A 26187-nucleotide genomic window follows, 5' to 3' on the forward strand; every position below is an offset into this window, starting at 1 on the left:
AAATTATCTTTGGAATCACCCTGCCGTTTATGTTAGCATGTAAAGATTAAAAGCTTTAGATTTTAGTTAAAGTTGGAAGCGTTATCAACTATGTCCGTCAGATGATTAGGCCCTCGCCTTAATGGCGTCTTTTTTGAATAGATATAATTATGGAGAGTGCTGTCATGAATGAGCTATGCAACATTTTAATTGTAGATGATGAAATATTGGTACGGCAAGGGATCAAACATCATTTGTCGTGGGAACAATACGGATTTCGAATTGTAGGTGAGGCCTCCAATGGGAAAGAGGCGCTGGAGCTGATTGAAGCCTTGCGTCCTCATATTGTCATTACGGATATCGTAATGCCGATCATGGATGGTGAGGAGCTGACACGCATCGTCAGACAGAACTATCCAGATATCGAGGTGATTGTGCTCAGCAGCTACGGCGAGTTTAATTACGTACGCTCCACCTTTCAGCAAGGTGTGGCTGACTATATTTTAAAGCCCAAGCTGGACACAGATGAGCTGCTTCAGGTGCTCCAGCGAACAGCCCGCAAAATTCCATCCATTCAATATCAGGAAGATGCCGGGAATAATCAAATCACGATGGATCATGTGATCGAAAAATTGATCTCTGGCTATAGCATAGATTATGACGTTGAGCTGGTGAAGCAAGCATTTCCTTACGCCCGTTTTGCGCTCATAGGTATAGAACAGTCGGTACAGCAAGATAAGGGACGCTCTACCAATCCCTCGGCTTCGGACCTATTTTCCAAGCTTACAGACCGAGTAGCCTCTGCCTGTGAACACATCGTTCTGCGACAGCTGCCATCGGATGGGTATGCGGCCGTTTTTTTAGCCAATCTGGGGCCACGGGAATTAGATGCCTGGATGGCTGCGGTTAGGGAAGTTGCTCAAGAGACAAAGCAGCTCGATCCACAGACAGGCTGGGCGGTCAGTCATCTATTTGATGATTTTAATCAGATTAGCAGTGTCTATCAGGATGAACTGCCCAAATTACTAAGTTACCGCTTTTATTTCCCAGAGACAGCGCTGCTGATCGAAGATGAACTCCCTCAGCCTGTTCAGGTGAATCGTTCGTTTAACTTAAAACAGTTTACGGAAGAGATGAAGCGTGAGCATTTTGATACAGCTTTTCAGGATTTGAGGTCCTATGTAGCCGCCATGTCCGGCAACTACACATCGACCGCTTTTGAATTCAAATCGCTGCTCGGAAATATCGTGTTCAACATTACAATTTTGCTCGGGAATCAGGGGTATGATATGAAGGAACTGGATGCGGCGAAATATTCGTATTTCAAAACAATTAATGATGCCCCTCATGTACATGAAGCCGTACGGTTGCTGGAGACTTTTTTAGAGGAAGCGAACCGACAGATCCTGGCTAAGACGCAGCAAGGAAGTAGTGCAAGCATGAAAAAATTGCTGGAGTATATTGAGGAACATCATGCTGAAACACTCAATTTGACGACCCTTGGGCAATATTTTCATTTTAACCCCTCTTATTTGTCCAGTTATTTTACGGCACACCATACAGAGGGATTTAGCGAGTACCTGAACAAAATTCGGGTTGAAAAAGCTGCTGAACTACTGCGATCGGGGACGCTGCCCATTTCAGATATTAGCAGTACAGTAGGCTATTCGGACCCCAGCTATTTTACTAAAGTGTTCAAAAAAGTGAAGGGCTACTCGCCCAGCCAGTACCGCCGGGAGCATCTCCATTAGAGAGCAAGCGCATATCTGCCAGCAGAAAAGAGATCGAATATGAAAAGATATATCCACAAGATCAAATATCAAGGTCTGTTCTTCAAAATCTTTATTGTTATGGTGGTCAGCATCACTGCGGTATCGTTGCTGACCTCTTTGGTGACGATTCGAATGTCTGAACGACTATTCGCTGAGACATTCAGTATTACCAATGCCAAGGTGCTTAGCCAGATTCAATCCAGCTTTGAATCCTTCAATGACTCTATCGTGAATGCTGTAACCCACGCTTCGGAAAATGGAACAGTCAAAAACTATTTGACTAGCGGCCAATCTGACTCGATTAACTCGGCAAGGATTTACTTCGGTATGGCACAGCAAATGAAGCAAATTAAATCGAACGTCGATGCTTATGATGTCGGTGTCGCTGTAACAGGTCTGAACGGACGGAGCTTTTACTCCGATTCCTCCTATTGGCCTGTAACTGCGGAGCAGCTTAAGAGCAGTGCTATTACGGCCCGAAGTGTAGCACGCCCGGCACAGCTTATGTATCAAATGGATACGGAGTTATTTCATCAACAAATGACTAGCACCGTCCAAAAACCCTCACCCTATATTATCGCCTCTAAACCATTTATGGAGCGAACCAGTGGCACCTTGTACGGAATGATCTACATTGCCATTCGGGAGCCAGAATTTCGGCGTTTTTATAACAATTTCACGAGTAACGGTAATGATGTGCTTATTTTGGACAAATCAGGACTGATCGTATCGAGCAACCGTCAGGACCTAATCGGACAACGCTCCAGTGAGCTGCTGGGCTATGCCACCAAAATCAATGAACAGGGACTAAACTATATTAATGCGGATGTAATGAATAAGGAGAGCATCGTTCTTTCCAACTATATCCCTTCATTTGATTTTTATCTGGTGAACATGATCGATAGGCAAACCGCAGTTGGGCAAATTATTGACGTTAAATCTGTTGTCTGGATCTGTATCGCCATTGTACTGATTGCTTTGGTGATTGTTTTTCTCATTTCACGTCGCCTGATTCGTTCTCTGACTCGGCTGGTCAAGCAAATGTCGACTATACGCGAGAAAAATTTTGATAATTATATCCCGGTCACGGGTAGCTACGAGGTCAGACAGTTAAGTCATGCTTACAACTACATGCTTGATGAACTCAATGATTATATTCATAAGCTTTTAGAAACGCAGAAAGGCCAACGAAATGCAGAGCTTGCTGCACTACAACGGCAGATCAATCCACATTTTCTGTACAATACATTGGCTTCAATCAAAATGCTAGTGCTCAAAGGAAACAAGGAAACCGCCGCCGAGACGATCAATGCACTCATTTCCTTGCTGCAAAATACAATCAGCAATGTGAGCGAAACGATCACCATCGAGCAAGAAATGGCCAACATGCAAAATTATGTATTCATTAATCATGTGCGTTATGGGCAACGGGTACAGGTAAATTATTTTGTATCACCCGATTGTCTGGAGTATCATGTGCCCAAGCTTATCATTCAGCCTTTTATCGAAAACTCTTTTTTCCATGCGTTTAATGAGAAAAACACAGGGCACATCTATATATTGGTGTCGAAAACAGAGGATACATTGATCTGTGAAGTAGTCGACGATGGAGATGGTATGGATTTGGACGGGCATACAGCGCAGGACGGACTGCCGAACCCCAAGAGCAAACGCCAACTATTTACGGGCATCGGCATCCAGAATGTGCACAATCGCATTACCCTTTTATATGGAGAAGAATATGGTGTGACCATCTCCAGCAAGAAGGGCGAGGGCACCAAAGTAAGAATGACACTGCCACTGATCGTAAAACCCGCTCCTCCTACCTCATAAAAAATATAGGCTGAACGAAACAAAGAAGTGAAACAAGAATGGAGTGGGCGGAATGGTGCTAGCCATCTAGGCACAACAGCGATGGGAAGCACCATCCGGCCGCTCAATGGCGCTTCGTGAAAATCTTTAGTTCAATCTATAAAAATTACCTAAGTCTAAAGAAAGTACAAATGTAAGCGGTACCTTTTTGGATAAATCATAATAATAAGACCAATCTGTATAAAGATATTCCTAACTGCCAGTAAAGCAAGGATGATAAACTAAATTCATAAACAAGGTAACCGCTTTCAAAAAAGTTCTACATGGTTAGCAACATATAAAAAAAGAGTAGGGGTTGAACAAAATGAAAAAAATGTCTTTCCTTCTGCTGATTGCAAGCTTGATCTTGTTATCCGCATGCTCCAGCAATTCTGAGAAAGCAGCTACGACCACAGATTCAGGCAAGAAAGAAATTACAGTCTGGGCTTGGGACCCGAACTTCAACATCGCAGCCCTGAAGCTGGCAAAAGATCGCTATGTTGCCAAACATCCAGATGTAACCGTAAACATTGTCGAATATGCTCAAAACGATATCGTTCAAAAAATGAATGCCGGCCTCAACTCCGGTTCTACTAAAGGATTGCCAAACGTGGTTCTAATTGAGGATTACCGGGCACAGAACTTCCTGCAAGCCTATCCCGATTCCTTCCATGATATGACTAATTCGATCAAAGCATCCGACTTCGCTGATTATAAAATCGGACCGACTAGCTACAACGGCAAGCAATATGGAGTTCCTTTCGATTCCGGCGTTATGGGATTGTATGTAAGAACGGATTATCTGGAACAAGCTGGCTACAAAGTAGCTGACTTGACCAATATTGATTGGGACAAATTCATTGAAATCGGTAAAGCTGTAAAACAAAAAACAGGCAAAGATATGCTGACTCAAGATCCGAATGATCTCGGTCTGATCCGTGGCATGATCCAAACTGCAGGTTCTTGGTACCTGAAAGAAGACGGTAAAACACCAAACCTGGCTGGTAATCCAGCTCTGAAAGAAGCGCTCTTGACGTACAAAGCCTTGTTCGACGCCAACATCGTTAAAATGAATGCCGACTGGAGTCAATTCTTGGCCGCATTCAACAGCGGTGCAGTTGCTTCTGTACCTACAGGTAACTGGATTACGCCTTCGATTAAGGCAGAAGCTTCGCAATCCGGTAAATGGGCTGTAGTTCCTTTCCCTAAACTGAAAAATATACCTGAATCCGTGAATGCTTCCAGCCTCGGCGGCAGCTCCTGGTATGTCCTCAACTCGGACGGTCAAGATACCGCTGCTGATTTCCTGAAAGAAACATTTGGTTCAGATACAGAGCTGTATCAAGATATGCTGAGCAAAATCGGAATTGTTGGTTCATTGAACGCAGCTTCCAGCGGTAAAGCTTATGACGTGGAAGATGCTTACTTCGGTGGCGACAAAGTATACAAGAAATTTGCTGATTGGACTAAACAAGTTCCAAAAGTCAATTATGGCCTGCACACTTATGCAATTGAGGACATCATGACTGTTGAAATTCAAAACTACCTGAACGGAAAAGATGTAGATGCAGTTCTGAAGGACGCTCAAGGACAAGCGGAAGCACAGCTTAAATAAGTCAGTCCATCTAGCCAAGGCTAAACAATAAAACGATAAGCACTTAAAACCTTGGGCTTGCGAGTTCAAGGTTTTATTGCTGCATAGGGAGTTGACATGGTATGAAGACAGCCGCGCCCAAAATGACTACAACACGTCTTAAAGCAGGTATGACAGGATGGTTGTTCATATCCATCGCAGTGATCATGATTGCCGCCTTTTATTTCTATCCGATGATTCAGGCGCTAATCTTATCCTTTAAGACGGGTACTGGGTCTAATCTGAGCTTTAACGGCATTGATAACTATAAGCGTCTGTTCACTGACAAAATGTTCATTACCGCTGTGAAGAATACGTTTATCTACTTAATTTTCCAGGTACCTTTAATGGTCATTCTGGCTCTGTTTATTTCCGTATTGTTGAATGATAAAAACCTGAAATTCAAAGGCTTTTTCCGCACCGCCATCTTCTTGCCGTGTATCACATCCCTTGTAGCCTATTCGGTTGTTTTCAAGTATCTGTTCTCGGCTGACGGTTTGGTAAACTCCTTGTTGCTGAACCTGCACGTGATTGGCACGCCAATCCAATGGATTACAGATCCTTTCTGGGCCAAAGTAACGATTATTATCGCGATCACATGGCGCTGGACAGGGTACAACATGATCTTTTACCTGTCGGGTCTTCAAAACATTGACAGTTCCATCTACGAAGCGGCCCGTATTGACGGAGCTTCCCCGATCCGGCAGTTTTTCAGCATTACCGTTCCACTGCTTAAGCCGATTATCCTGTTCACCTCGATTACATCGACGATTGGTACACTTCAGCTCTTCGATGAAATCATGAATATTACCAAAGGTGGACCAGGTAACGCGACATCTTCTATTTCGCAATATATTTATAATCTGTCCTTCAAGTATTCATCCGACTTTGGTTATGCGGCGACCGTATCTTATTCCATCGTCATTATGATCATTATCTTGTCGATTATCCAGTTTAAAGTGGCAGGTGAGAAAAAATGATGAAAACAAAAAGAGCATTTACGTACGCCTTTCTGATTCTTGTGTCATTCATTTCGATTTTCCCGTTCCTGTGGATGCTATCCAGCTCCACGAACCTGTCAGTCGATGTGACCAAAGGCAAGCTTCTGCCTGGCTCCCACCTGATGGATAACATGCACAATCTGCTCGAACAAGTAGACATCGTTACTGCGCTCAGTAACTCTGCAAAGGTTTCCATCTCAACGACGTTGCTGGCTATGCTCATTGCATCACTGGCTGGTTATGGCTTTGAAATTTACAGAAGTAAAGCGAAAGACGTTGTCTTCAATATCCTGCTGATGTCGATGATGATTCCGTTTGCGGCGATTATGATCCCGCTTTACCGGATGTTCGGCAGCATTTCTAATGTGATACCGTGGATCGGCATTGATACGCTCTCTTCTGTCGTTATTCCAACCGTAACTACGGCGTTCCTGATCTTCTTTTTCCGTCAAAGCACCAAGATGTTTCCCAAGGATCTGCTGGAAGCTGGCCGGATGGATGGATTATCCGAGCTGGGTCTGTTCTTCCGGGTGTATATGCCTACGATGAAAACAACCTATGCCGCTGCCGCAATTATCACGTTCATGTCCAGCTGGAACAACTACCTCTGGCCTCTGATTGTACTGCAAACGCCAGAAAATCAAACCATCCCGCTGTTGATCTCGAACCTCGGCTCCAGCTATGCACCGGACTACGGCGTTATTATGATTGCCATTGTCCTGTCCACATTGCCGACTGCACTGGTATTCTTCCTGATGCAGAAGCACTTTGTCGCAGGTATGGTCGGCTCGGTAAAATAATAGATTTCTGTATACGGTCTTCATTCAATTTAAAAATAAGGAGTGTTCGCCTTGACCATTCATACCCCTAGTCTGGACTGGCTCACCGATGTAACCAAATTCGCCGTAAATCGCTTGCCTGCCTATTCCGATCATAAATATTACGCCACGCTTCAGGAAGCAGAGCACCAGGCCGATATGGCCTGGCGTCACAGCCTGAATGGGAGCTGGAAGTTCAACTATGCGACGAATCCAGCCACTCGCCCAGCAGAATTCTATGCCCCTGACTTTGAATATGGCGGCTGGAGCGATATTCAGGTACCAGGTCATATCCAGACGCAAGGCTTCGGCCAAATGCAGTACGCCAATACGATGTACCCGTGGGACGGACATTCGGATGTTCGCCCACCTCATATTCCACAAGACCACAATCCGGTCGGTAGCTATATCAAAAGCTTTGTTTTGCCTGAAAATATGGCTTCTGACGCGCAACCTGTGTTCATTTCTTTTCAAGGTGTTGAGTCGGCTTTCTATGTATGGCTGAACGGACAATTTGTCGGTTATAGCGAGGACAGCTTTACACCGTCTGATTTTGAATTGACACCCTACCTGCAAGCTGGCGAAAACAAACTGGCGGTAGAGGTATATCAAAGAAGTACGGGAGCTTGGCTGGAGGATCAGGATTTTTGGCGTTTTTCCGGCATTTTCAGAGACGTATATTTGTACACGATCCCTACTGTTCACGTACGCGACCTGCATGCCAAGGCGGACCTGGATGCTACCTACACGCAGGGCCTGCTGGAATTGAAACTGACTTTGGAGCAACCAGCAACAGCCCATACAACTGTCGATGTGAAGGATGCCACCGGACATATAGTAGCTTCTTTGAAAGCTGACTTTACAGATGGTATCGCCTCGCTGTCAGCAACCTTGGAGCAAGTGGAGCGCTGGAGCGCGGAAAAGCCTTATTTGTACACGTTGTTCATTCAAATTTATGATGCCAATGGAACACTCGTCGAGGTGATCCCACAAAAGGTCGGCTTCCGCAAATTCGAGATGGTGAACAAGGTCATGCATCTGAACGGCAAGCGCATCATCTTTAAGGGTGTGAACCGCCATGAATTTAACGCTCGTACCGGACGTGCAATTTCCCGTGAAGATATGCTGTGGGATATTCGGACGCTCAAGCAGAACAATATGAACGCTGTACGTACCTCTCATTATCCGAATCAGACACTGTGGTATGAACTGTGCGATGAGTACGGGGTATACGTGATTGACGAAATGAACCTGGAAACACACGGTTCCTGGCAAAAACTCGGCGCAGTCGAGCCTTCGTGGAATATTCCGGCCAATCTGCCTGAGTGGCAGGATATCGTTATGGATCGCGCCATTTCCATGCTGGAACGGGACAAAAACCATGCATCCATTCTGATCTGGTCCTGCGGAAATGAGTCGTATGCAGGCGAAGTGCTACGCAATGTCGCTAACTATTTCCGGTCCACCGATCCGAGCCGTCTGGTACACTACGAAGGCGTGTTTCACAATCGTACGTACGATGATACCAGCGATATGGAGAGCCGGATGTACGCCAAGCCCGCTGATATCGAGCAATACCTGAACGACAATCCACAAAAGCCATATATCAGTTGCGAATACATGCATGCGATGGGCAATTCCGTGGGCGGCATGCACAAGTATACCGAGCTAGAGAACAAATACGAGCTGTATCAAGGCGGTTTTATTTGGGATTACATCGACCAAGCGGTCATGAAAAAAGATCGTTACGGACGCGAGTACCTCGCGATCGGCGGCGACTTTGACGACCGTCCGACAGACTATGGCTTCTGTACGGACGGAATTGTCTATGCGGACCGGAAGGTTTCACCAAAGATGCAGGAGGTCAAATTCCTGTATCAAAATCTGAAGCTCATCCCGGATACCCAAGGTGTGACCATTCGCAACGAAAACCTGTTCGAGGGAACAGGGGACTATGGACTGGTATACAGCCTGTTGCATGAAGGTCAAGAGATCACGCGAAATGTGAGTCATGTGGATGTGGCGGCTCAGACCGAAGCCTATATTCCATTGACGTTCCCAAGCACAGACGGGAAGCCTGGGGAATATGTCATTCACACGGCGCTTGTATTGAAGGAAGCGACGCTCTGGGCTGAGGCTGGGCATGAAGTGGCCTTCGGGCAGCATATTTTCATTGTGGAAGATCCAAGTCCGCTAAAAGCTCCTACAGGTGGAGCCCTACGAGTAGTACATGGCGATGTAAATATTGGCGTTCACGGTACAGATTTCAGCATCATGTTCTCCAAAGGAGCAGGCAGCCTGACTTCACTTCGCTACGCGGGACGTGAGATGATTGCTACGCCTCCTGCCCCGTTGTTCTGGCGGGCGACCACAGACAATGATCGGGGAACCGCACTCGGCTTTGAAGCATGTGGCTGGTTCGCTGCAAGTCTGACGCGTAAATGTGTGGACATCGAGGTCACGGAAGAGCAGGCAGACCTTGTGACCATTACGTTCCGCTACACGTTGAGCATTCATGCAGACGTACAGGTAACGGTAGCCTATACCGTCTTGGCGGACGGCAGTCTGAACGTAAAATCCACCTATGAAGGTGTATCGGGACTGCCTAACCTGCCGATCTTTGCCCTTTCGTTCAAGGTTCCAGCGGACTACCGCCATCTGGACTGGTATGCGATGGGACCAGAGGAGAATTACATCGACCGGGCCCTCGGTGCTAGACTTGGCGTATTCCGCAACGAAGCTGCGGATAACGTGTCCGGGTATGTCGTGCCACAGGAATCCGGCAATCGTACAGGCGTGCGCCGTGTCGATATTACTGACGATTCCCAGCGGGGCATCCGCATTACCGCACCTGCCACCGCGCCGGTGGAATGCAATATTTCGCCGTATACAGCGTTCGAGCTAGAAAGTGCATACCATGTGTATGAGTTACCGAACGTGTATTACACCGTTGTCACCGTAGCTGGCAAGCAAATGGGCGTAGGCGGCGACGACAGCTGGGGTGCTCCAGTACATGAGGAATATCAAATCCCAGCCGATCAAAAGCTGGAATTCGAGTTCACCGTGCAGCGGATATAAATAAACTCCCTGTATGGACAATATATATGTAGCAAAAGCCCTTCCGCTGCTTCCCTCATGGAAAGCCGGAAGGGCTTTTGTATTTACGTAATTGTAGAATAGGCGGCGAACGCCCTATCTATTTCAAAACAACTTCAATATCACGTCCAGGATCACTGTACTTGTAGATGCCAGGATTTAGTTCCAATCTTCCGTCTAATTTAATATCTTTATAACGATCAACATTAACGCCTGTGGATACCATGCCCTTCGCAATGATCTCAGGTATTACTTCTTTGCCGTTAATTCGCATCGTTGTTTGGCTGACACCTTTGAAGCCAGGGGAACCGGATTTCGATTCGACAATCAAATCTTTTCCCTCTGTATAGTATGCAAAATCAATTTGATAACCGTCCGCTTTAAGGCCAGCGAACTGTTTCTCTTCTTTAGGTTTATGAAGAGTGACCCAATTTTTAGACGTATCACGTTTCTCAATGACAGCATCTTTCAATATAAGTTTCATTGGAATATCAGACCAGTCCTTATACCATTCTGGAGATTCAAACTGATATAAGTGTTGATAACTTTCAGGATCAACTCCTTTAATATTCCGACCACCGCTAATTTTTTTATCACCTATAACCAGTTGAACTGTTTTATAATGAACATTTCCTTTCTTAAGTGAATCACGCTCTGTTACTAGAATTTCAATATCCAAGGGGGTAACAATCAGTTGGTCTAGGGTAGCGCCTGTATTATTTTGGAATTCAGTGCTGCTATGCAACTTCTTAGAATAAATCGCTTCACTTGCTTTTTTCCCATCCGCTTCAAATTCGAAATTCCAGGTGCCCTCAATTCGTTTTGCTTCCTCAATGTAACTAAAATGGAGGTTTGCCTTACTCCAATCTTGTGCAGTCATGTTGAATACCTGCTCAATATGCAAGTCTGGGCTGTCGCTAGGTAGAATGGTGGGGATTGCGTCTATTTCTTTGTCGCCCACTTTCATTACTAAATGCGGGTTCCCACGTCCTAAATCAGATGGAGCTGTAGCAACTCTAAAGCGGACAACAGTCTTGTTGTTGGTTTGTCGAACGGATTCTATATAAATGTTAGGATACTGCTTGGTCCCCGTAACAAGTGTATCCCCGGCTTGATGATCCGTCTTTAGAGGAATGTCCTGGTTACGATAAAAAATTAGATTTTGTGCCTCAAGTGTGTAATCTTGTTTCCGATCTTTTAATGTATCAACAGTTTCATAAATACCAAGGAGTTTCTGGCTTTTAGGATCGTAATTTAAATATCCGTGTGCTCGTTCCTTGTTATTAGAATTGCTAGTTACCATAGTGTTCTCTATAGCAAACCCAATATAACTGGTTGGATCGATTCCTGGATCCAGAGAGATAAGCATTTTCATTTTTTCACCATCTGTTACAACACCATTCAAATTCATCGTAATGCCTGCATTGGTTGCTTTTAGATCATACCGCTGGCCAATACCATTATTTAGCGCATTGGTTACACTACGTCCGCCTATTTTATCCCAATTGATAGTTACACTAGCGAATACAGGGATGGCAACGAGTAAAAAACATGAGAATACGATACTCACAGGAACAATTTTTGTTCTAGGTGTAGGTGCTTCCTCTGACTGTTGCAGAGTTTCTTTTCGTCTGGCTGCTTCCTGTTCTATATTCACCCACATTGCATCATACTCAGGTTGAGGAATATGCTGTTCTTTTTCAAAATACCGACTCACTGCTATTCATCTCCTTTACTTGAGATACCACCATTTTTTTTAGCAGTTTAAGCCCCCGATTTAATCTGGATTTAGCTGTTCCTTCGGGTATATTTATAACTCTAGATATTTCCGGCACAGTCAATTCGTTTACATAACGAAGGATCACGACCATTCGAATTTTATCTGGAAGCTTGTTATATAGCTTGTGTAGCTCTGTCTGAGTTTCTCGATGATATAAGCTCTCTTCCACCGGATTAAATAAATGAGGGCGTGACAATAAAAAAGTTCGTATTTCCTTCATCAGCCCAGTCTTTCGCCTTCTAAGCACATTGCTGCACTCATTGGAAGCAATTCGTAAAATCCATGATTTGAGATCTTGTACCTTTGACCTGTCGGCCAAGATTGCTTTGACAAATACCTCTTGGCAAACATCTTCCGCATCTGCTTGATTTTGCATCAGATAATAGCAAAAATAATATATCTGTTCCTTATATAGTTCAAATAGCTCTCGATCAGTCATATGTGTGTCCCCCCCCTTGTTGTGGTCTCATCTATAAGACTAATAACAGAGTACAATCGTTCATTTACATCTAAAAAAGGCAGTCCTATATAGGACCACCTTTGATTAATCGTTCAATTCCCAACGGTCAGGCAAAACAAACCTACTGTGCCATATGCTCAATTCACTACTTTTTATCAAACAAAAAAGCACCCTGCTCTAACCCCGGCCTTTTGCCTTCATCATAAACATGAGTGGCGCCCCGGCTAGCTCGTTGCCAGATTAACATACGTTCGCGTAAAATCAAGGTTTTTCAAATCCCTTTGATCTATAAAAAACTCCAAATACCCTGCGTCCCACCAGCACATACCGACCTCATTCAAGGATGATACAGAGAGCAGAACGTGCCAATTTTCTGAAGCTTGATCGTGCTTTTCCTGATTCGCCTGGTATTCTTGCAGCTGAGGCAGCACTTTGGATCGTAACTGCTCCGCATACTCCGTACTTCCCCTATGTATAGCTTGCTCGGCTTCCTGGTGGATCTGACTCTCACTCTTATGCCAGTTAAATAGAAGACCCTCTAGCCCGTTTCGGCACAGATAAGCATCCCGACGAGTATTCCCGGCAAAAGACTGATGCTGTCCCCACACCGTGTCGCTATGTTCATATAGAAGCTCATAAAGCTCTTCGTACTGATCTACAAGAATATCTCCTAGCTCACCCTCCGATGGTAGTGTCAGGATCGGATGAAAGGAAATTGCATAGGCGGTGAAATCCCGTTGCTCTGCCGACACCTCTACGCGCCCAGCGGGCGGTAATGTTTTCTTCAAAGCGCTGCTGTCACCGTTATAGTAAAAGACTTTATGGTCAATATCATAAGCTGGCTCATCCAGCCCAAGAAAAAAGTATAATATGCCCTGATGAGGCAATCCCTCGAATGGTGAAAAAGGCAACTCGCTTAGATTGATCTGAGCAATAAACGTATAATATTCTCCGTCTGAATTACACGGCCACTCGATCGAAGGCGGCAGATCTGGATAGCCGGCGATCCGACTATTTCCAACGTGCTCATAGTTTTCCTCATGCTCTAGATGAAATTGTATCGTAGCTTCGGCTTCCTGATAGAGCTCTTCTTTTAATTCATCATCAAGTGAATGCTCTTCGAGTATTCGAGTCAGTTCTTCCTTTAATGGTGATTTCAGCATCTCACTCGCCCCTTTTGAATGAAATAATATAAATATATTCCCATACAAGTCTTACATAAGATTACCAAATTACAGTCTGACAAGCTATTTCTCTAGCAGATATAAGGACGTAGAATACTAAAAAGAGACCCTTAGGATCTCTTCTTCCGTTCCATATGAGAGTAGATAATATGGTCACCCTTAATAAAAATCATTACTCTTGACTGCGAGCACCTGACGGGCGATTAGCATAAAGGCATCAAAGGAATGACAATGCTTTAATCGTTCAAGTGTTTCCTCCTGCCGGATCAGTTCTACAAACAAATCATAAATTCCCATGGCCTGCTCATAGTCCTCTTTGCAGATTGAGAGCAGGAATACCACGTGAACCTCATGGTTAGCGTCCCATTGAATCGGATTTTCCAGCAAGCACACACTTACGACTGTTCGGTTAGAACTTAGCTCCAGAGGATGGGGAATGGCCATCCCTCGATCCAGCGCAGTAGAACCCAGCTGCTCTCTTTCTATGACTGCTGGCAAAAACTTGTCGGTCACCACTCCTTTTTGCTGTAAAATACCGCTCATTTCTTCAATCAGGGTATCTTTGCTCGGCTGATCGGACCGGGTCATAAACCATTCCTTGTCAAAATACCGCAGCAATGATGTCTCCTGTTCCTCATCGCTGGCGCGTACCATCCGTGTCATGGTCTCCATATCCCGTTCCGAAGGGATCGGACTGATCACCGCCGAAGGCTTATCCTTACGCTGCTGCAAGTGAATGGTCGAAATGACAAGGTCCTCATCGACGGTGGACATTTCCTCGTATTCCCGAAGGGAAACCACACGGGATACATCCAGCTCAGCAAACAGCGAACGCAGCCTGGATTCCAGAATACGGGCGGTTCCGTAGCCGGAGCCGCACACCAGCAACACGGTTTTGCGACGCCGATGAGGAATATGGTATTTACGTTCCAGTGCAGCTCCGATATGAAGTGCCAAATAACCGATCTCGTTATCATTGATGTCGTATGGAAACGATTTTTGCAGTTCTTTTACTGCGCCTACTGTGATTTCATAAGCAAGCGGATAATACTTGCGGATATGTCCAAGCAGCGGATTGCGCATGTTCATGCCATGCTCCAGCCGGATCAGCATTGGCTTCAAATGTACAAATAAATCCCGGGATAACCGTTCATCGTCACGCAAGTCATAGGTGAAGCGTTCATAGACAAACGTCAGCATCCCGTGCACTGCCAAGAAGAGACGGTCAGACTGAAGACGCTCCCACTCGGTTTCGGTCATCTTTTTGCTGACAATATGCAGCAGAACATAATCCAGTTCTCCTTCAGGGCAGATGATGCCAAATACCTCTTCCATTTCCCTCATAATGGTGGTAGCCAATTCAATATCCCGCTGACTGCCCACCACTGCCTCAAAGCGTTCTATCCCATGTCCTTCCTTCACCCGCAGCACCATGACCGCCAGATGAGTAATAAGGTCTTTCAGGGCCAAATCAGCCATTTTGGTCCCACTGGACTGCAAATGCTTTAGAATAATTGTCCGGATCTGCGAGAGATCTAATCCTTGAAACAGCTGTTGTTGCTCCAAGGGCATACCGCTGCGTTGTCCCTCTTCATCACGGATGTCGGCATATTCGGCCAGGCAGTAACGAATACTCTTTTCTTCCCCAACCACCTTCACACCATATCCTGGCTTGGTACGTAAGGTGAGGCTATAATCCTCCAGAATCTGACGGATGATTTTAGAATCATTATTCATCGTTGCCCGGCTAATATACAGCTCATCGGCGAGGTCTTCCATCTTCACGTATGCCCTCGCATTCAGCAGCTTGAACAGCTCATACCGTATGCGCTCTTCTGGAGCCTCTGGCAGGCGCTGACCTACTTCTGTTTCTTCTTGACTTTCATCCGCGAACAAACCGTATCTCTCATGATCATCAACCCTGATCGTATAGCCGCTGCCCCTTTTGGATTCCAGGTGTGCTCCAAATTCATTCAGCATACCATCCAGCTTCTTGAGGTCGTCGCGGATTGTCCGTTCCGTGACCTCCAGCCGCTCAGCGAGCGCCTTGGTGGTCCAAGACCAGCCTTGATCATTTCCACTAATGAGCTGGTACAGCTTTTTCAAGCGTTTGTAGGGAAAAACCATGTAGATTAAGACCTCCTTTCCGATAAACCGTATTTTACTGCCACGTTACTTTATTTCCGGGGTTACCAGTACTGTCAGCAGCTTGCAATGCTGCAATTCCGGCAATTGTGCACCCTCCGAAGCGGATGCAACCAGTGTCTCCCCCTTGGAGCGCTCATCCAGCGAAACCAACTCGTAGTGGGCTGATCCACCATATGTGATACGTGCAGTTGCGTCTTTCTTCAGGTAAGGATTAAATACACGAACGACATACCCATCGCTATGTTCTGCTTTCTTGAATGCACTTAAGATGACGTTGGAAGGCTCGCTAAATGATAACAAGCTGTAGTTTTGCTCGAATATTCTCTCTTCGTCACGGAAGGCAAATATTAAGCGACCGTTGAGAAAATCAGACAGCTGATAACTGGACAACGGCGTTAAATATTCCTTCGCTGCTCGAGCGATGTCCGCCTCATCAAACCCAGACTCGTGGACATGTAGAGCAAACGTAAACGAAAGCTCACCTAGCAGCTGTGCGTCCGGCGTTTCGACGATCTTTTCTCCCGAGGCACGACCTGGGCGATATAGCAGATTCTCCTTACCCATATATCCAAAAGTACGGAATAACGTCAGCGCTATTGTATCATGTTCAGGGCCTATGATTTCATATTCTCTTACCCCTTCGGTCAGCACCGCTACTCCACGTGAGCCATCGTTTAACGCAACATAGCTTTGCATCGCCTCTATGGTAATCGGCTTCTCCGTCCACTGCTCCCGTTCCCAAACCTTGACTTCCTCCAGCGTAGTTGGACGGGCAATGACGCCGAACGGCTGATCTGCAATGGATAGCTTGGAGGCAATCCCGGTATCAAAAAGCACCCGCAGACGGTGACTCAACACCTGATTGTCCACATCCACTGAGAAACGTATCAGACGCTCGCCTTTACGTAGCGAGACCGATGCCTGTAGTGGCAACTCAGCCGAAGTCAGAGCAGCGGAACGCTCATTTAAGTCATACGGAACCTTCAGCTTCATCCGAAGGGACAGATCCTCGGCTACCGGACCTTTGGATGTTATCGTCTCCACATCAGCACCAAGCGAAGAAACAGTAAGATCACGTTCTGGCGGAGAATAGTTGTAGGAATCTCCGTCATCTCCATTTTCCTCGAACACCATTTGATCCACGTACACGCGCCCCGAGACTTTATCCGTAATGCTTAATGCCCCGTTCTCCTGTACAGATATCGTAAAAAATTCATTTTCAATACAGTCTCCGTTGCTGCGTTCTGCTATCGCATCCCCAGTCGAACTGAAATCAAACACGATTTGTGTATACCCCATAGCAGGGACTTCCTGAAGCTCCACTAACAGCTTGGCACGAAACACACGCTCAGGCAGGTACACCTTTTTGCTCGGGTTTAGATCAATATGCTGGCCAAGCACGTAATCGGTTTGTTCCACTTTCTCGGTAATCGTATATGGAAGCTGCTGACCCTTCGTATCCCGAATGACAAAGCTTCCTTCCGGCAAGTAAGCTTCAATCTCCGTCACTCCCTTGCGCGGGTACGGCAACGTATTAAAGATGGTGAAGGCAAAAGTCTCCTCCTGCTTAATCTTCGACGCGATCATTCGCTTGTGCAGTTCCAGTAAATTCTCCGCGATATCGCGTGCCTGTTTGTAACGAAAAGCCACATCCCGGTTCGTCGTATCACTATTGCAGCCACCGATGCTGTCGTGAGCCGCATTTTCAAACAACAGCTTCCATATATCCTTCACGATATGATGTGGATATTCATGTCCAAGTGCATGACTGATCGACAGTACAGGCTCCAGCGTATTCACGATTAAGTTTTCAATCTCATTATTTTGCTGCTTAAGATCGGCCCGTGTGGAAAAAATCGACTTATGAATACGCATATGCTTGGCTTCCATAAGCTCTCCTTCCAGTACAGGAAGGTCACTGCTGTCTTTTTCAATCTCTTCAAGGAAACGTTCCGGCTCATTCATCACATATTCCCGTTCCGGGTCCAGCTCGTTAAACGTGCGAATCAGTTCCGGCAAGTTCAAGCGGATCGGCGCCTGATCGAAACCGTTGGGAAAATAAACATGGCGAGTGGACGCTTTTTCTTCCAGCGCACCAATCTGACTATCGAGATACGCCTCAAGTTCTCCCGCTTCCTCCGGAATATTGCCACCATAGTAGTAGCCAAACGGCATCTGTACCGCAAACACTTGACTGCCATCCGATCCCTTCCACAAAAACTCGGTTTTTGGATTGGTGTTATCTGCCACCCCACGCCAGAATAGAAAATGCCGAATACCAAACTCCTGATAAATCTGTGGCATCTGCGCCGATTGACCGAAGGCATCCGGCACATATCCGACCTTCATGGCATGACCGTATTTCTGTGCGGTTTCCATACCGTAATACAGGTTACGTACAATAGATTCTCCGGAAATCACCAATTGGTCGGTCTGCGTATACCACGGTCCAGTCATCAGACGCTTATCGCTTACTAGGCGGCGAATGCGCTCTTCATCTTCCGGGCACCAGCGGGTATAGTCGTCGAGCAATGACCCTTGAGCATCCAAAAGATAGTATTTAAAACCGTCCCCGTTTTCCAACGCATCCAATACTTCTTTCACATGCTTCACCAAGTAGACTTTCGATCTGGAAGTGGTAAAATACCATTCCCGGTCCCAATGAGTATGGGGTATGACATGCACTTTTGTACGGCTCATATCTCGTTCTCCCTCCATCTATCTTCTGTCTAGTGATATTTAGTCAAATACGAGTTCTATGTCTTCTCCATTTTTCTTAACAGATGCCTCTTTCGCTTCAGCCTGCTGCTCTTCCTCACGGAAGTTGACGAGCAAGGTTCCAGCTACAATGATCAATGCGCCTGTAATCCCTCCAGCCAGATATGCAAACGGAGTACCGACGGATATCGCGCCATACAAACCGCCAATTGGAGGCATGATGACATGTGCGCCTAGCAAAGCTGTCAATGCTGCACCTGCTGCGCAGGCAATCATGTTTATTGGAATCAGCTTGGCAGGATTACGCAGTGTAAACGGGATAGCCCCTTCTGTAATTCCGATAATGCCCATGATCACAGAGCCCTTTCCAGCTTCCCGATACGTTTTGGAAAAGCGTTTTTTCAAAATTAGAGTTGCAATTCCATAGCCCAGAGGTGGAATACAGATCGCAATATTTACGAAAATATTGGGTAAATACACGCCCGACAGGAATAACGCATTTCCCGCCATCCAGGCTGCTTTATTAACAGGGCCCCCAAGGTCGAACCCGATCATAGCCCCCAAAATCAAGGCAAGCACCAGGGTGCTGGTTCCGCTCTCACTCATATGCTTAATCCAGTTGACCAGTCCTTCATTAATCGCGCTCAGCGGCCCACCCAGAATGACGGACATGAGAATCCCGGTTAAGCCTACCGTAATGAGCGGCAAAATAATCAGCGGAACAGAACCAGCGGCTGGGCCTGTAATTTTCACTCTGTTTTTCACCCAGAGGGTGACATACCCCGCAAAAAAACCTGCAACAAGAGCGCCTAGAAAGCCCGCATTTGTTTCCTGCGCCAGCACACCGCCGATCAGCCCTGCAGCAAGTGCAGGCTTGTCAGCAATCGAATAGGCGATATACCCAGCCAGAACCATGTTTAGCAGTCCAATTCCGCGCCAACCTACATTTTCAACTAAGTATAAAATATGAAAAAATCCACTTTTGTCAGCATATGGGCCAAAGTCGGTGACCCCCATGGTCAGACCGATAATTTTACACACGGCAACAATCAAGGAGCCTGCAATAATAACCGGAAGCAAATAAGAAATGCCTGTCATCAGATGCTTTTTAGCTTCACCGAGCCATTTTTTCATCGTGTTCTCCCCCATCATGAATACTACTGTTAATTCAAAGGCTCATCGGACAATCGGATAACATGTAAGTCAGCTACGCTGCTGATTCTCCGTGTTGCCTTCCTAACCTTATTTTTGAGCAGAGATCGCTTCCACCGCTTTGGTGAGTACCGCTTCCGCATTGTTGACCGCATGGCCGATTTTAACGCGAACGATTTTTGTATCTTCAAACCGCTCCGCATCCTTCACCGTCTGATCCGAAGCAATCAATACAAAATCCGCCGCTGCAATGTCTTCCTCTGTAAGCTTGTTCACTTGGCCTAATGCACCTTGCTGTTCCACTTTAATATGGTGACCGAGCTGTGCTGCTGCTTTTTCCAGCGCTTTGGCCGCCATTGGAGTATGAGCCAACCCCGCAATACACGATGTAACGCCTACAATTTTCATTATGACACCAACCCTTCTGTATATTGTTCCAGCAAATGATACACATCGCCGCTACTATTCGCGTCCGCTACCGCCTCTTTGAAGGAATCTTCTAAAAGCAGGGTTGCGAGCGAGGAAATAATTTGTAAATGGGATACATCCACAGACCCTTTAGGCACCAAAATACTAAAAATATACTGGACAGGCTTGCCATCATGAGAGTCCCAGTCAATGCTATGTTGCAATCGGATGACGAGGACTGCCGGTCTGGTGACCACCTCGCTTTGCGTATGAGGGATGGCAAACTGGTCCTGAAGCCCTGTCGAATATACCTTTTCCCTCTCCCATAAATCCTGTACCAGTTGCTCCCTATGGACGGTGACACCCAGCTTTTCAGCCTCTTGAGCAATAAACTCAAACACAGCCGATTTGGTCTCCAGCTTCTCATCCAAATAAATCTGTTCTCTAGTAATCATGGTGGATGTCTCTCCTCCCCTCTATCTATAAGTGAAACGCTTACAAGTTTATTTTAGCCGACTCTTCCTCCATGTTTTATCTATAAAATTTCCCGATCCAAGCGGAAATGGACTAGACATTGTTCATAAATGTTTTGTGATAGGCATTCCGGTATTGCGAGGGAGTCATATGGACTCGCTTTTTGAACAATCGCATAAAATACTTCTCATCCGTGTATCCCGCTTCCTCCGCAACCTGCTTAATGCTCATATCTGTACGGGAAATTAGTTCCTTCGCTTTGTTGATTCGAATACTGTGAATGAACTCCAAGGGGCGCATGCCCGTATTTTGCTTGAATAAACGAGATATATAATCCTTGTTGTAATTGAACTTCCGAGCCAGATCGGTCACGGTCAGCGGTTCCTCAGCATGAATTCGAGTCCACTCGATAATCTTGTTCATACTCACGTTCCCCTGTGAATGGACAGGATTGGAGATCAAGCGACTGAGGGCCAGTTCAGATATCTCAATCAGCAGTGAGGTGAACAAATAGTTAGCACTGTGATATGTAAGATAATGTGAGTTGGCGACATGCAAAATTTGATTGACAATAATATGAATCCGATCTCCATTATCTGCCTGTACGCTTTGCGGTAAATAGATATCGCGCATTACGCCATGACGCTGCAAAAGCCCGTCCATAGCACTTGTTTCCTGCTTCATTTCCTCACTAGATAATACATTCGGGGTCGCAGGCACATCGAAGTGAAACCAATAAAATTTAACCCCCGGCAATGATTCCCGGTATCCTCGGTGCGTACGACCAGGGTACAGCAATAGAATATCTCCTTCCCCTATTTCAAAATCCTCCTGTTCCTCCCGTATATATACCGTTTCTTGGACACCCAGGATCAACTCAAAGTTCTCAATGGAACGGCTCATATGCTTCCATGGCACCTCGGAAACAAACTCGCCTGCCGAGATTAGTTGGATCGGAGTATCTACATTTACTTTCAGATAGGTCATGTTATCGCCTCTTTAGATTCATGTTCGGATTTGTCCACCCATTGTATGGTTAAGCTACTGACATACCGCGGTTGCAATGCTAATGTAGTGGAGAAATATACACTTTCATCTTAGCTAAGGAGCGATGATTTTGAAAGCACAAGCTTTTGACTTGAATAAAGTAAGCATTGATTCCGGCCCACTTTACCACGCCATGGAGCTAAATACGACCTATCTGCTGAGTTTGGAACCCGACCGTTTATTGTCACGTTTTCGTGAATATGCGGGACTGGAGCCCAAAGCGGCTCATTATGAGGGCTGGGAGGCGCGCGGCATCAGTGGACATACACTTGGTCACTACCTGTCTGGCTGTGCGCTGATGTTTGCCTCAACAGGTGACAAAAGACTGCTGGAACGAGTAAACTATGTGATCGACGAGTTGGAAATATGTCAAAGCAGTCATGGAAACGGATACATTTCCGGTATTCCGCGCGGGAAAGAGATTTTTGAAGAGGTCAAAGCCGGAGATATTCGTTCTCAGGGCTTTGATCTTAACGGAGGCTGGGTACCGCTATATACGATGCACAAGCTCTTTGCAGGCTTGCGTGATGCCCACCTGCTCGCTCATCATCCCAAAGCATTAGCGATGGAAATCAAACTCGGCGACTGGCTGGAGGATGTATTCCAAGGACTGAGCGATGAACAGGTGCAACAGGTGCTCCATTGCGAGTTTGGCGGCATGAACGAGGTGCTGACCGATCTGGCGGAACATTCCGGAGAGACACGCTTTCTGAATCTGGCGGAACGCTTTTATCATGGAGAAGTGCTGAATGATCTGGCAGACAGCCGCGATACGCTGGCAGGACGACATGCTAATACGCAAATTCCTAAGATCATTGGTGCAGCACGGCAGTTCGAAGTGACAGGCAAACCTCTATATGCGGACCTCTCCCGCTTTTTCTGGGATCGGGTGGTTCATAAGCATTCCTACGTAATCGGCGGCAATAGCTATAATGAACATTTTGGTGAACCTGGCAAGCTGAATGATCGTTTGGGTGAAGGCACCTGTGAAACCTGCAACACCTACAATATGCTGAAATTAACAAGACATATGTTCGAATGGGACGCGTATGCAGCTTATGCTGATTACTATGAACGAGCAATGTTTAATCATATTCTGGCTTCACAGCAGCCTGTAGATGGACGGGTGTGCTATTTTGTATCGCTGGAGATGGGTGGACACAAGTCCTTCAATTCTCAATATGAGGATTTTACATGCTGTGTCGGGTCCGGTATGGAGAGTCACTCTATGTACGGCACCGCGATTTATTTTCACACAGCAAATACAATCTATGTTAACCAATATGTCCCTTCTACTGTGACGTGGGATGAAATGGATGTACAGCTCCAACAAGAAACTCTCTTTCCGCAAAATGGGCGAGGAACGCTGCGTGTCATAAGCAAGGAGCCCAAGTTCTTCACGATCAAACTAAGATGCCCACACTGGGCGGAGCAGGGCATGATGATTAAGATCAACGGGGAAGAGTATGCCGCAGAGGCACGTCCTACCAGCTATATTGTAATTGAACGGGAATGGAACGATGGAGATACGGTCGAGTACGATATTCCTATGACAGTAAGAGTTGAGGAAATGCCAGATAATCCGAGACGAATTGCCTTCATGTACGGTCCACTTGTGCTGGCTGGAGATCTGGGTCCTGTTGAACAGGAGTCCAACGAGGAACGTCTGCTGGCATCTGTTCTGATCGGATCGGCTGATTCCTTGGCAACCAAGCTGACTGCTGACAGGATCGAGCCGAATACATTCCATCTAAGCGACCTGGGTTATATCGGAGAGTTGCAGCTTCGTCCGTTTTATCAGATATATGATCGTTCTTATACCGTTTATTGGGATCTCTTTTCCAAGGAGGAGTGGACATCAACAGAGGCAGAATACCGTACCGCGTTAGCGTACCAGCTGGAACTGGAACGACGTACAGTGGATGTTGTGCAGCCTGCCGAAATGCAGCCTGAACGGGATCATGCCTTTACTGGCGAACATGTAGGCTTGGGGTCCATCTATAACCGCAAATATCGCGATACATGGCCTGGGGGCTGGTTCTCTTTTGTCATGAAGGTGCTCCCTGATGAGCCTGTCCAATTAGCAGTGACCTATCTGAAGGACTCCGACCGCTCTCATCGTGACTTTGACATCATCGCAGATGGTCAGAATTTGGGAGAAGGCAAGCTGGAATCCGAGGAAATGAATAAATTCGAGACGTTTGCCTATGAGTTGCCTCTGTCTGTGACGAACCACAAAAATGAAGTGACAATTCAATTCAAAGCCCATCCACAAGGCAAGGTGGCGAAAGTGGCTGGATTACGAGTGATCAGACATTCTATTGTATGACCAAATGATCTATATAAATCTACGATAACGCCACTACGCAGGCGGATAGTGCTTCCCATCGCCACCGCTTTGCTTGTACAGCACTATTCCGCCTGCTCCGTTTTTGATGTTCATCTTTTAAATTCAGCTTAAATAAAAAAAAAAGCAGATGCTCCTATGAGCTATCTGCTTTTTTTGTTTACCCTAATAACTTCGAATATAGTAGCTGCTTCATGTTCACGTTACATCATGTTCATTTCACGGAAACTGTCTCTAATCTTGCGCAGCTCTTGCTGGGCTCGACCGTACCGGGAAGCGTAGGTCCAAGCAAGCACTTGATGATAATGCGAAGGCGTTTCAATCGTGGTCACATTATACATGATCGGAATCCCGTCTACTTCTCCTTTTAGGGTGAATTCAATGGCTGGGTATCCATTCACCACCCTGTCGGAGGCCAGCCCCAATTCGGGGTCCGTAATTTCTGACACCAAATGGTCTTCAATAATCCCTTTATATTCTTGAAGGGTCATACTGCTGTCAAAGTCGCTTTTCGGTTCAGACAATACAATCAAATATCTATCGGTAAATTCATTTTTAATGGAAATATCCGCTTCCTCATTAATCCCATTATCTCGTGACCAATTCCACGGAGCCGTAATCGCAAACTGGTTATCCTTACTGATAAATACCTCTGGCTTCACGATTTGAGTAATGAGCGTAGAAATTAAGGATACAGCCAAGACAATCGAAGCGATCGTCATCAGGATGATGGCTCCTGCAATAATTCCGTTTTTCTTTCTGCCTACCTTCCCCAAATCCCGTACCTTAACTACATATGTATTGGCGACCATATCTCCAATTCGTTGTTTCCGAGGTGTCACCAGCACACAGATGCCGGCGGGCAGCCCCCAGAAAAGCAGCGGATTCGTATCCACCAGATATATGAGCGTACGGATCAACGATTTAATCATGCCTGGTGGCCTTCCTTCTCCATTCACAACCTGAATACGAAGTACAAACTTGCCCAGCGTATAGCCTGTAAGTCCTTCCAGTAACAGATAATAGCAGAAAGAGCCAATCAAGAAGAGAATTACTACCATGCCCAGATTTGGAGTTCCCGTTTCAGATAGTTTCTTCGTTGTGAAATAAACCAGCCCTCCATACCCAAAGACGATAAGAATGAAGTCAATCATCCAGGCGGCCCATCTTCTGAAAAAGATAGAGGCTCCGTATGTCTCTGATAATACCGCCATCCTATCTGGTTCTCGTCGTTGATAGCCGCCATTCCTCACAAATTCTCCCGGTGCTACTGTAGATGGATTTTTCGATAAATGATGTTCTTCCAAATGATACACCCCTGATGTCAATTTAATCCTAGTTAAGTATAGCATCCTTTTTCATCCAGTGGAGCAAGCCTGACAGCGCACTGGAGTAAGCCGAATCCCGCCGATGAACAAACCACACCTCTAATTTGCTATATGTTTCGGGTAAACGGTGCGAAGCAATCCTTCCCGTCTCCTTCGCCTTTACAATTGACGAGTGTGGAAGCATGGACACCCCCAGGCCAGAGGCTACACCACCCACAATGACTTCCAATGTCCCAAATTCCATAGTCTGATACGCATCTACACCTGCTTCGCTCAGAAAGCTTTCCGCTCTTGCCCGATGCGTGCAGCCTATATCGAAGAACAGCATAGGCTTGGCGAGCAACTTGCTCATATCACTTTCTCCCGGTTCCGAAATAAGCACCAACTCCTCTTCGAAAGCTGCCACATGCTCTATATTGGGATCATCGACAGGGCCATAGACGAATGCCCCATCTAATTCGTAATTCAATACCTTTTGTACAAGAGCATGCGTCCCCCCGGTCATAAGCGACAGATGCACATCAGGGTATTGAGCGTGATATCCCGTCAATAATGAGGTTAGATGCGTAACCGCAGTCGTCTCAATCGAGCCCAGTCGCAACGGTCCCGCAGGCTGAGCCGAATATTGAGTAGACTTCTCTGCCTCGTCGAGCAAGGTAAGTATGGATTCCGCATACTCCAGCAGATTCTCTCCTGCCGATGTTAGCGTCATTCCGCGATTAGATCTGCGAAATAGCGGTACGTTCAATTGTGCCTCAAGCTGCTGAATCCGCGAGGTCACATTGGACTGTACATAGTTCAACACTTGTGCCGCCCTTGTGATACTGCCCTCGCGAGCAACCGCCCGAAAAATTTTCAAATCACTGCTTTCCATGTACACGTCACCTGCTTGGTATGATCATTTATGATACTGACGTTCGATTTTGTTCATTTTACCGGATGCTTGCCGCTCTGTACAATTCAAAGTACATGCAAATGCATCTAAAATCGA

18 protein-coding genes are annotated in these 26187 nt (G+C 46.1%); 7 read left to right on the forward strand and 11 right to left on the reverse strand.

What is annotated here, in order from left to right:
• Positions 1-164: 164 nt before the first annotated feature.
• The 6 genes from HFD99_RS17775 to HFD99_RS17800 all read left to right on the forward strand — a co-directional run bounded on the left by HFD99_RS17775 (position 165) and on the right by HFD99_RS17800 (position 10132).
• Positions 165-1730 (forward strand): response regulator transcription factor, encoded by a 1566-nt coding sequence (locus HFD99_RS17775; protein WP_016820165.1) that lies wholly within the window; start codon positions 165-167, stop codon positions 1728-1730.
• Between the two features lie 39 nt (positions 1731-1769).
• Complete coding sequence (locus tag HFD99_RS17780) at positions 1770-3584, forward strand: cache domain-containing sensor histidine kinase (protein ID WP_039276562.1); 1815 nt, start codon at positions 1770-1772, stop codon at positions 3582-3584.
• A 343-nt stretch (positions 3585-3927) separates the two neighbouring features.
• Positions 3928-5217, forward strand: a complete 1290-nt coding sequence (locus tag HFD99_RS17785; RefSeq protein ID WP_016820162.1) for an ABC transporter substrate-binding protein — start codon at positions 3928-3930, stop codon at positions 5215-5217.
• A 101-nt stretch (positions 5218-5318) separates the two neighbouring features.
• Positions 5319-6215, forward strand: a complete 897-nt coding sequence (locus HFD99_RS17790; RefSeq protein WP_016820161.1) for a carbohydrate ABC transporter permease — start codon at positions 5319-5321, stop codon at positions 6213-6215.
• A complete protein-coding gene (locus HFD99_RS17795; protein WP_013368914.1) occupies positions 6212-7036 on the forward strand; it encodes a carbohydrate ABC transporter permease in 825 nt (274 codons plus the stop codon). The genes HFD99_RS17790 and HFD99_RS17795 overlap by 4 nt, the downstream gene beginning before the upstream one ends.
• Positions 7037-7087: 51 nt before the next feature.
• Positions 7088-10132, forward strand: a complete 3045-nt coding sequence (locus HFD99_RS17800; RefSeq protein ID WP_167440969.1) for a glycoside hydrolase family 2 TIM barrel-domain containing protein — start codon at positions 7088-7090, stop codon at positions 10130-10132.
• 118 nt (positions 10133-10250) lie between these two features.
• Here the strand turns inward: HFD99_RS17800 and HFD99_RS17805 are convergent, their stop codons facing one another.
• The 9 genes from HFD99_RS17805 to HFD99_RS17845 all read right to left on the reverse strand — a co-directional run bounded on the left by HFD99_RS17805 (position 10251) and on the right by HFD99_RS17845 (position 21461).
• Positions 10251-11867 carry a DUF4179 domain-containing protein gene (locus tag HFD99_RS17805; RefSeq protein WP_025363731.1) on the reverse strand — a complete coding sequence of 539 codons (1617 nt, stop codon included), beginning with the start codon at positions 11865-11867 and terminating at the stop codon, positions 10251-10253.
• The gene (locus tag HFD99_RS17810; protein ID WP_025363730.1) at positions 11851-12369 is read right to left on the reverse strand and encodes an RNA polymerase sigma factor; all 519 of its coding nucleotides are present in this window, start codon (positions 12367-12369) and stop codon (positions 11851-11853) included. The genes HFD99_RS17805 and HFD99_RS17810 overlap by 17 nt, the downstream gene beginning before the upstream one ends.
• Positions 12370-12614: 245 nt before the next feature.
• A complete protein-coding gene (locus HFD99_RS17815) occupies positions 12615-13553 on the reverse strand; it encodes a YwqG family protein (protein WP_025363729.1) in 939 nt (312 codons plus the stop codon).
• 180 nt (positions 13554-13733) lie between these two features.
• Complete coding sequence (locus HFD99_RS17820) at positions 13734-15701, reverse strand: BglG family transcription antiterminator (RefSeq protein WP_025363728.1); 1968 nt, start codon at positions 15699-15701, stop codon at positions 13734-13736.
• A gap of 45 nt (positions 15702-15746) precedes the next feature.
• Positions 15747-18422: a mannosylglycerate hydrolase gene (mngB, locus tag HFD99_RS17825; protein WP_025363727.1), complete on the reverse strand. Its 2676-nt coding sequence runs from the start codon at positions 18420-18422 to the stop codon at positions 15747-15749.
• 39 nt (positions 18423-18461) lie between these two features.
• On the reverse strand, positions 18462-19574 hold the full coding sequence (locus tag HFD99_RS17830) for a PTS fructose transporter subunit IIC (RefSeq protein ID WP_025363726.1): 1113 nt from the start codon (positions 19572-19574) through the stop codon (positions 18462-18464).
• Positions 19575-19682: 108 nt separating this feature from the next.
• A complete protein-coding gene (locus tag HFD99_RS17835) occupies positions 19683-20000 on the reverse strand; it encodes a PTS fructose transporter subunit IIB (RefSeq protein ID WP_025363725.1) in 318 nt (105 codons plus the stop codon).
• Positions 20000-20455: a PTS sugar transporter subunit IIA gene (locus HFD99_RS17840; RefSeq protein WP_025363724.1), complete on the reverse strand. Its 456-nt coding sequence runs from the start codon at positions 20453-20455 to the stop codon at positions 20000-20002. The genes HFD99_RS17835 and HFD99_RS17840 overlap by 1 nt, the downstream gene beginning before the upstream one ends.
• Positions 20456-20567: 112 nt before the next feature.
• Positions 20568-21461, reverse strand: coding sequence for an AraC family transcriptional regulator (locus tag HFD99_RS17845; RefSeq protein WP_016820157.1), 894 nt, complete (start codon positions 21459-21461; stop codon positions 20568-20570).
• A 130-nt stretch (positions 21462-21591) separates the two neighbouring features.
• Here HFD99_RS17845 and HFD99_RS17850 point away from each other — a divergent pair, with 130 nt between their 5' ends.
• Positions 21592-23850, forward strand: coding sequence for a glycoside hydrolase family 127 protein (locus HFD99_RS17850; RefSeq protein WP_117290500.1), 2259 nt, complete (start codon positions 21592-21594; stop codon positions 23848-23850).
• 221 nt (positions 23851-24071) lie between these two features.
• Here the strand turns inward: HFD99_RS17850 and HFD99_RS17855 are convergent, their stop codons facing one another.
• Entirely contained in the window at positions 24072-25220 is a 1149-nt protein-coding gene (locus HFD99_RS17855) for an RDD family protein (RefSeq protein ID WP_117290502.1), read from the reverse strand.
• Complete coding sequence (locus HFD99_RS17860; RefSeq protein ID WP_167440970.1) at positions 25204-26070, reverse strand: LysR family transcriptional regulator; 867 nt, start codon at positions 26068-26070, stop codon at positions 25204-25206. Before HFD99_RS17860 ends, HFD99_RS17855 begins: the two co-directional genes overlap by 17 nt.
• Positions 26071-26187 lie beyond the last annotated feature (117 nt).

Origin of the sequence: Paenibacillus sp. EKM301P, from assembly GCF_011800295.1 — a bacterium.
GTDB lineage: Bacteria > Bacillota > Bacilli > Paenibacillales > Paenibacillaceae > Paenibacillus > Paenibacillus polymyxa.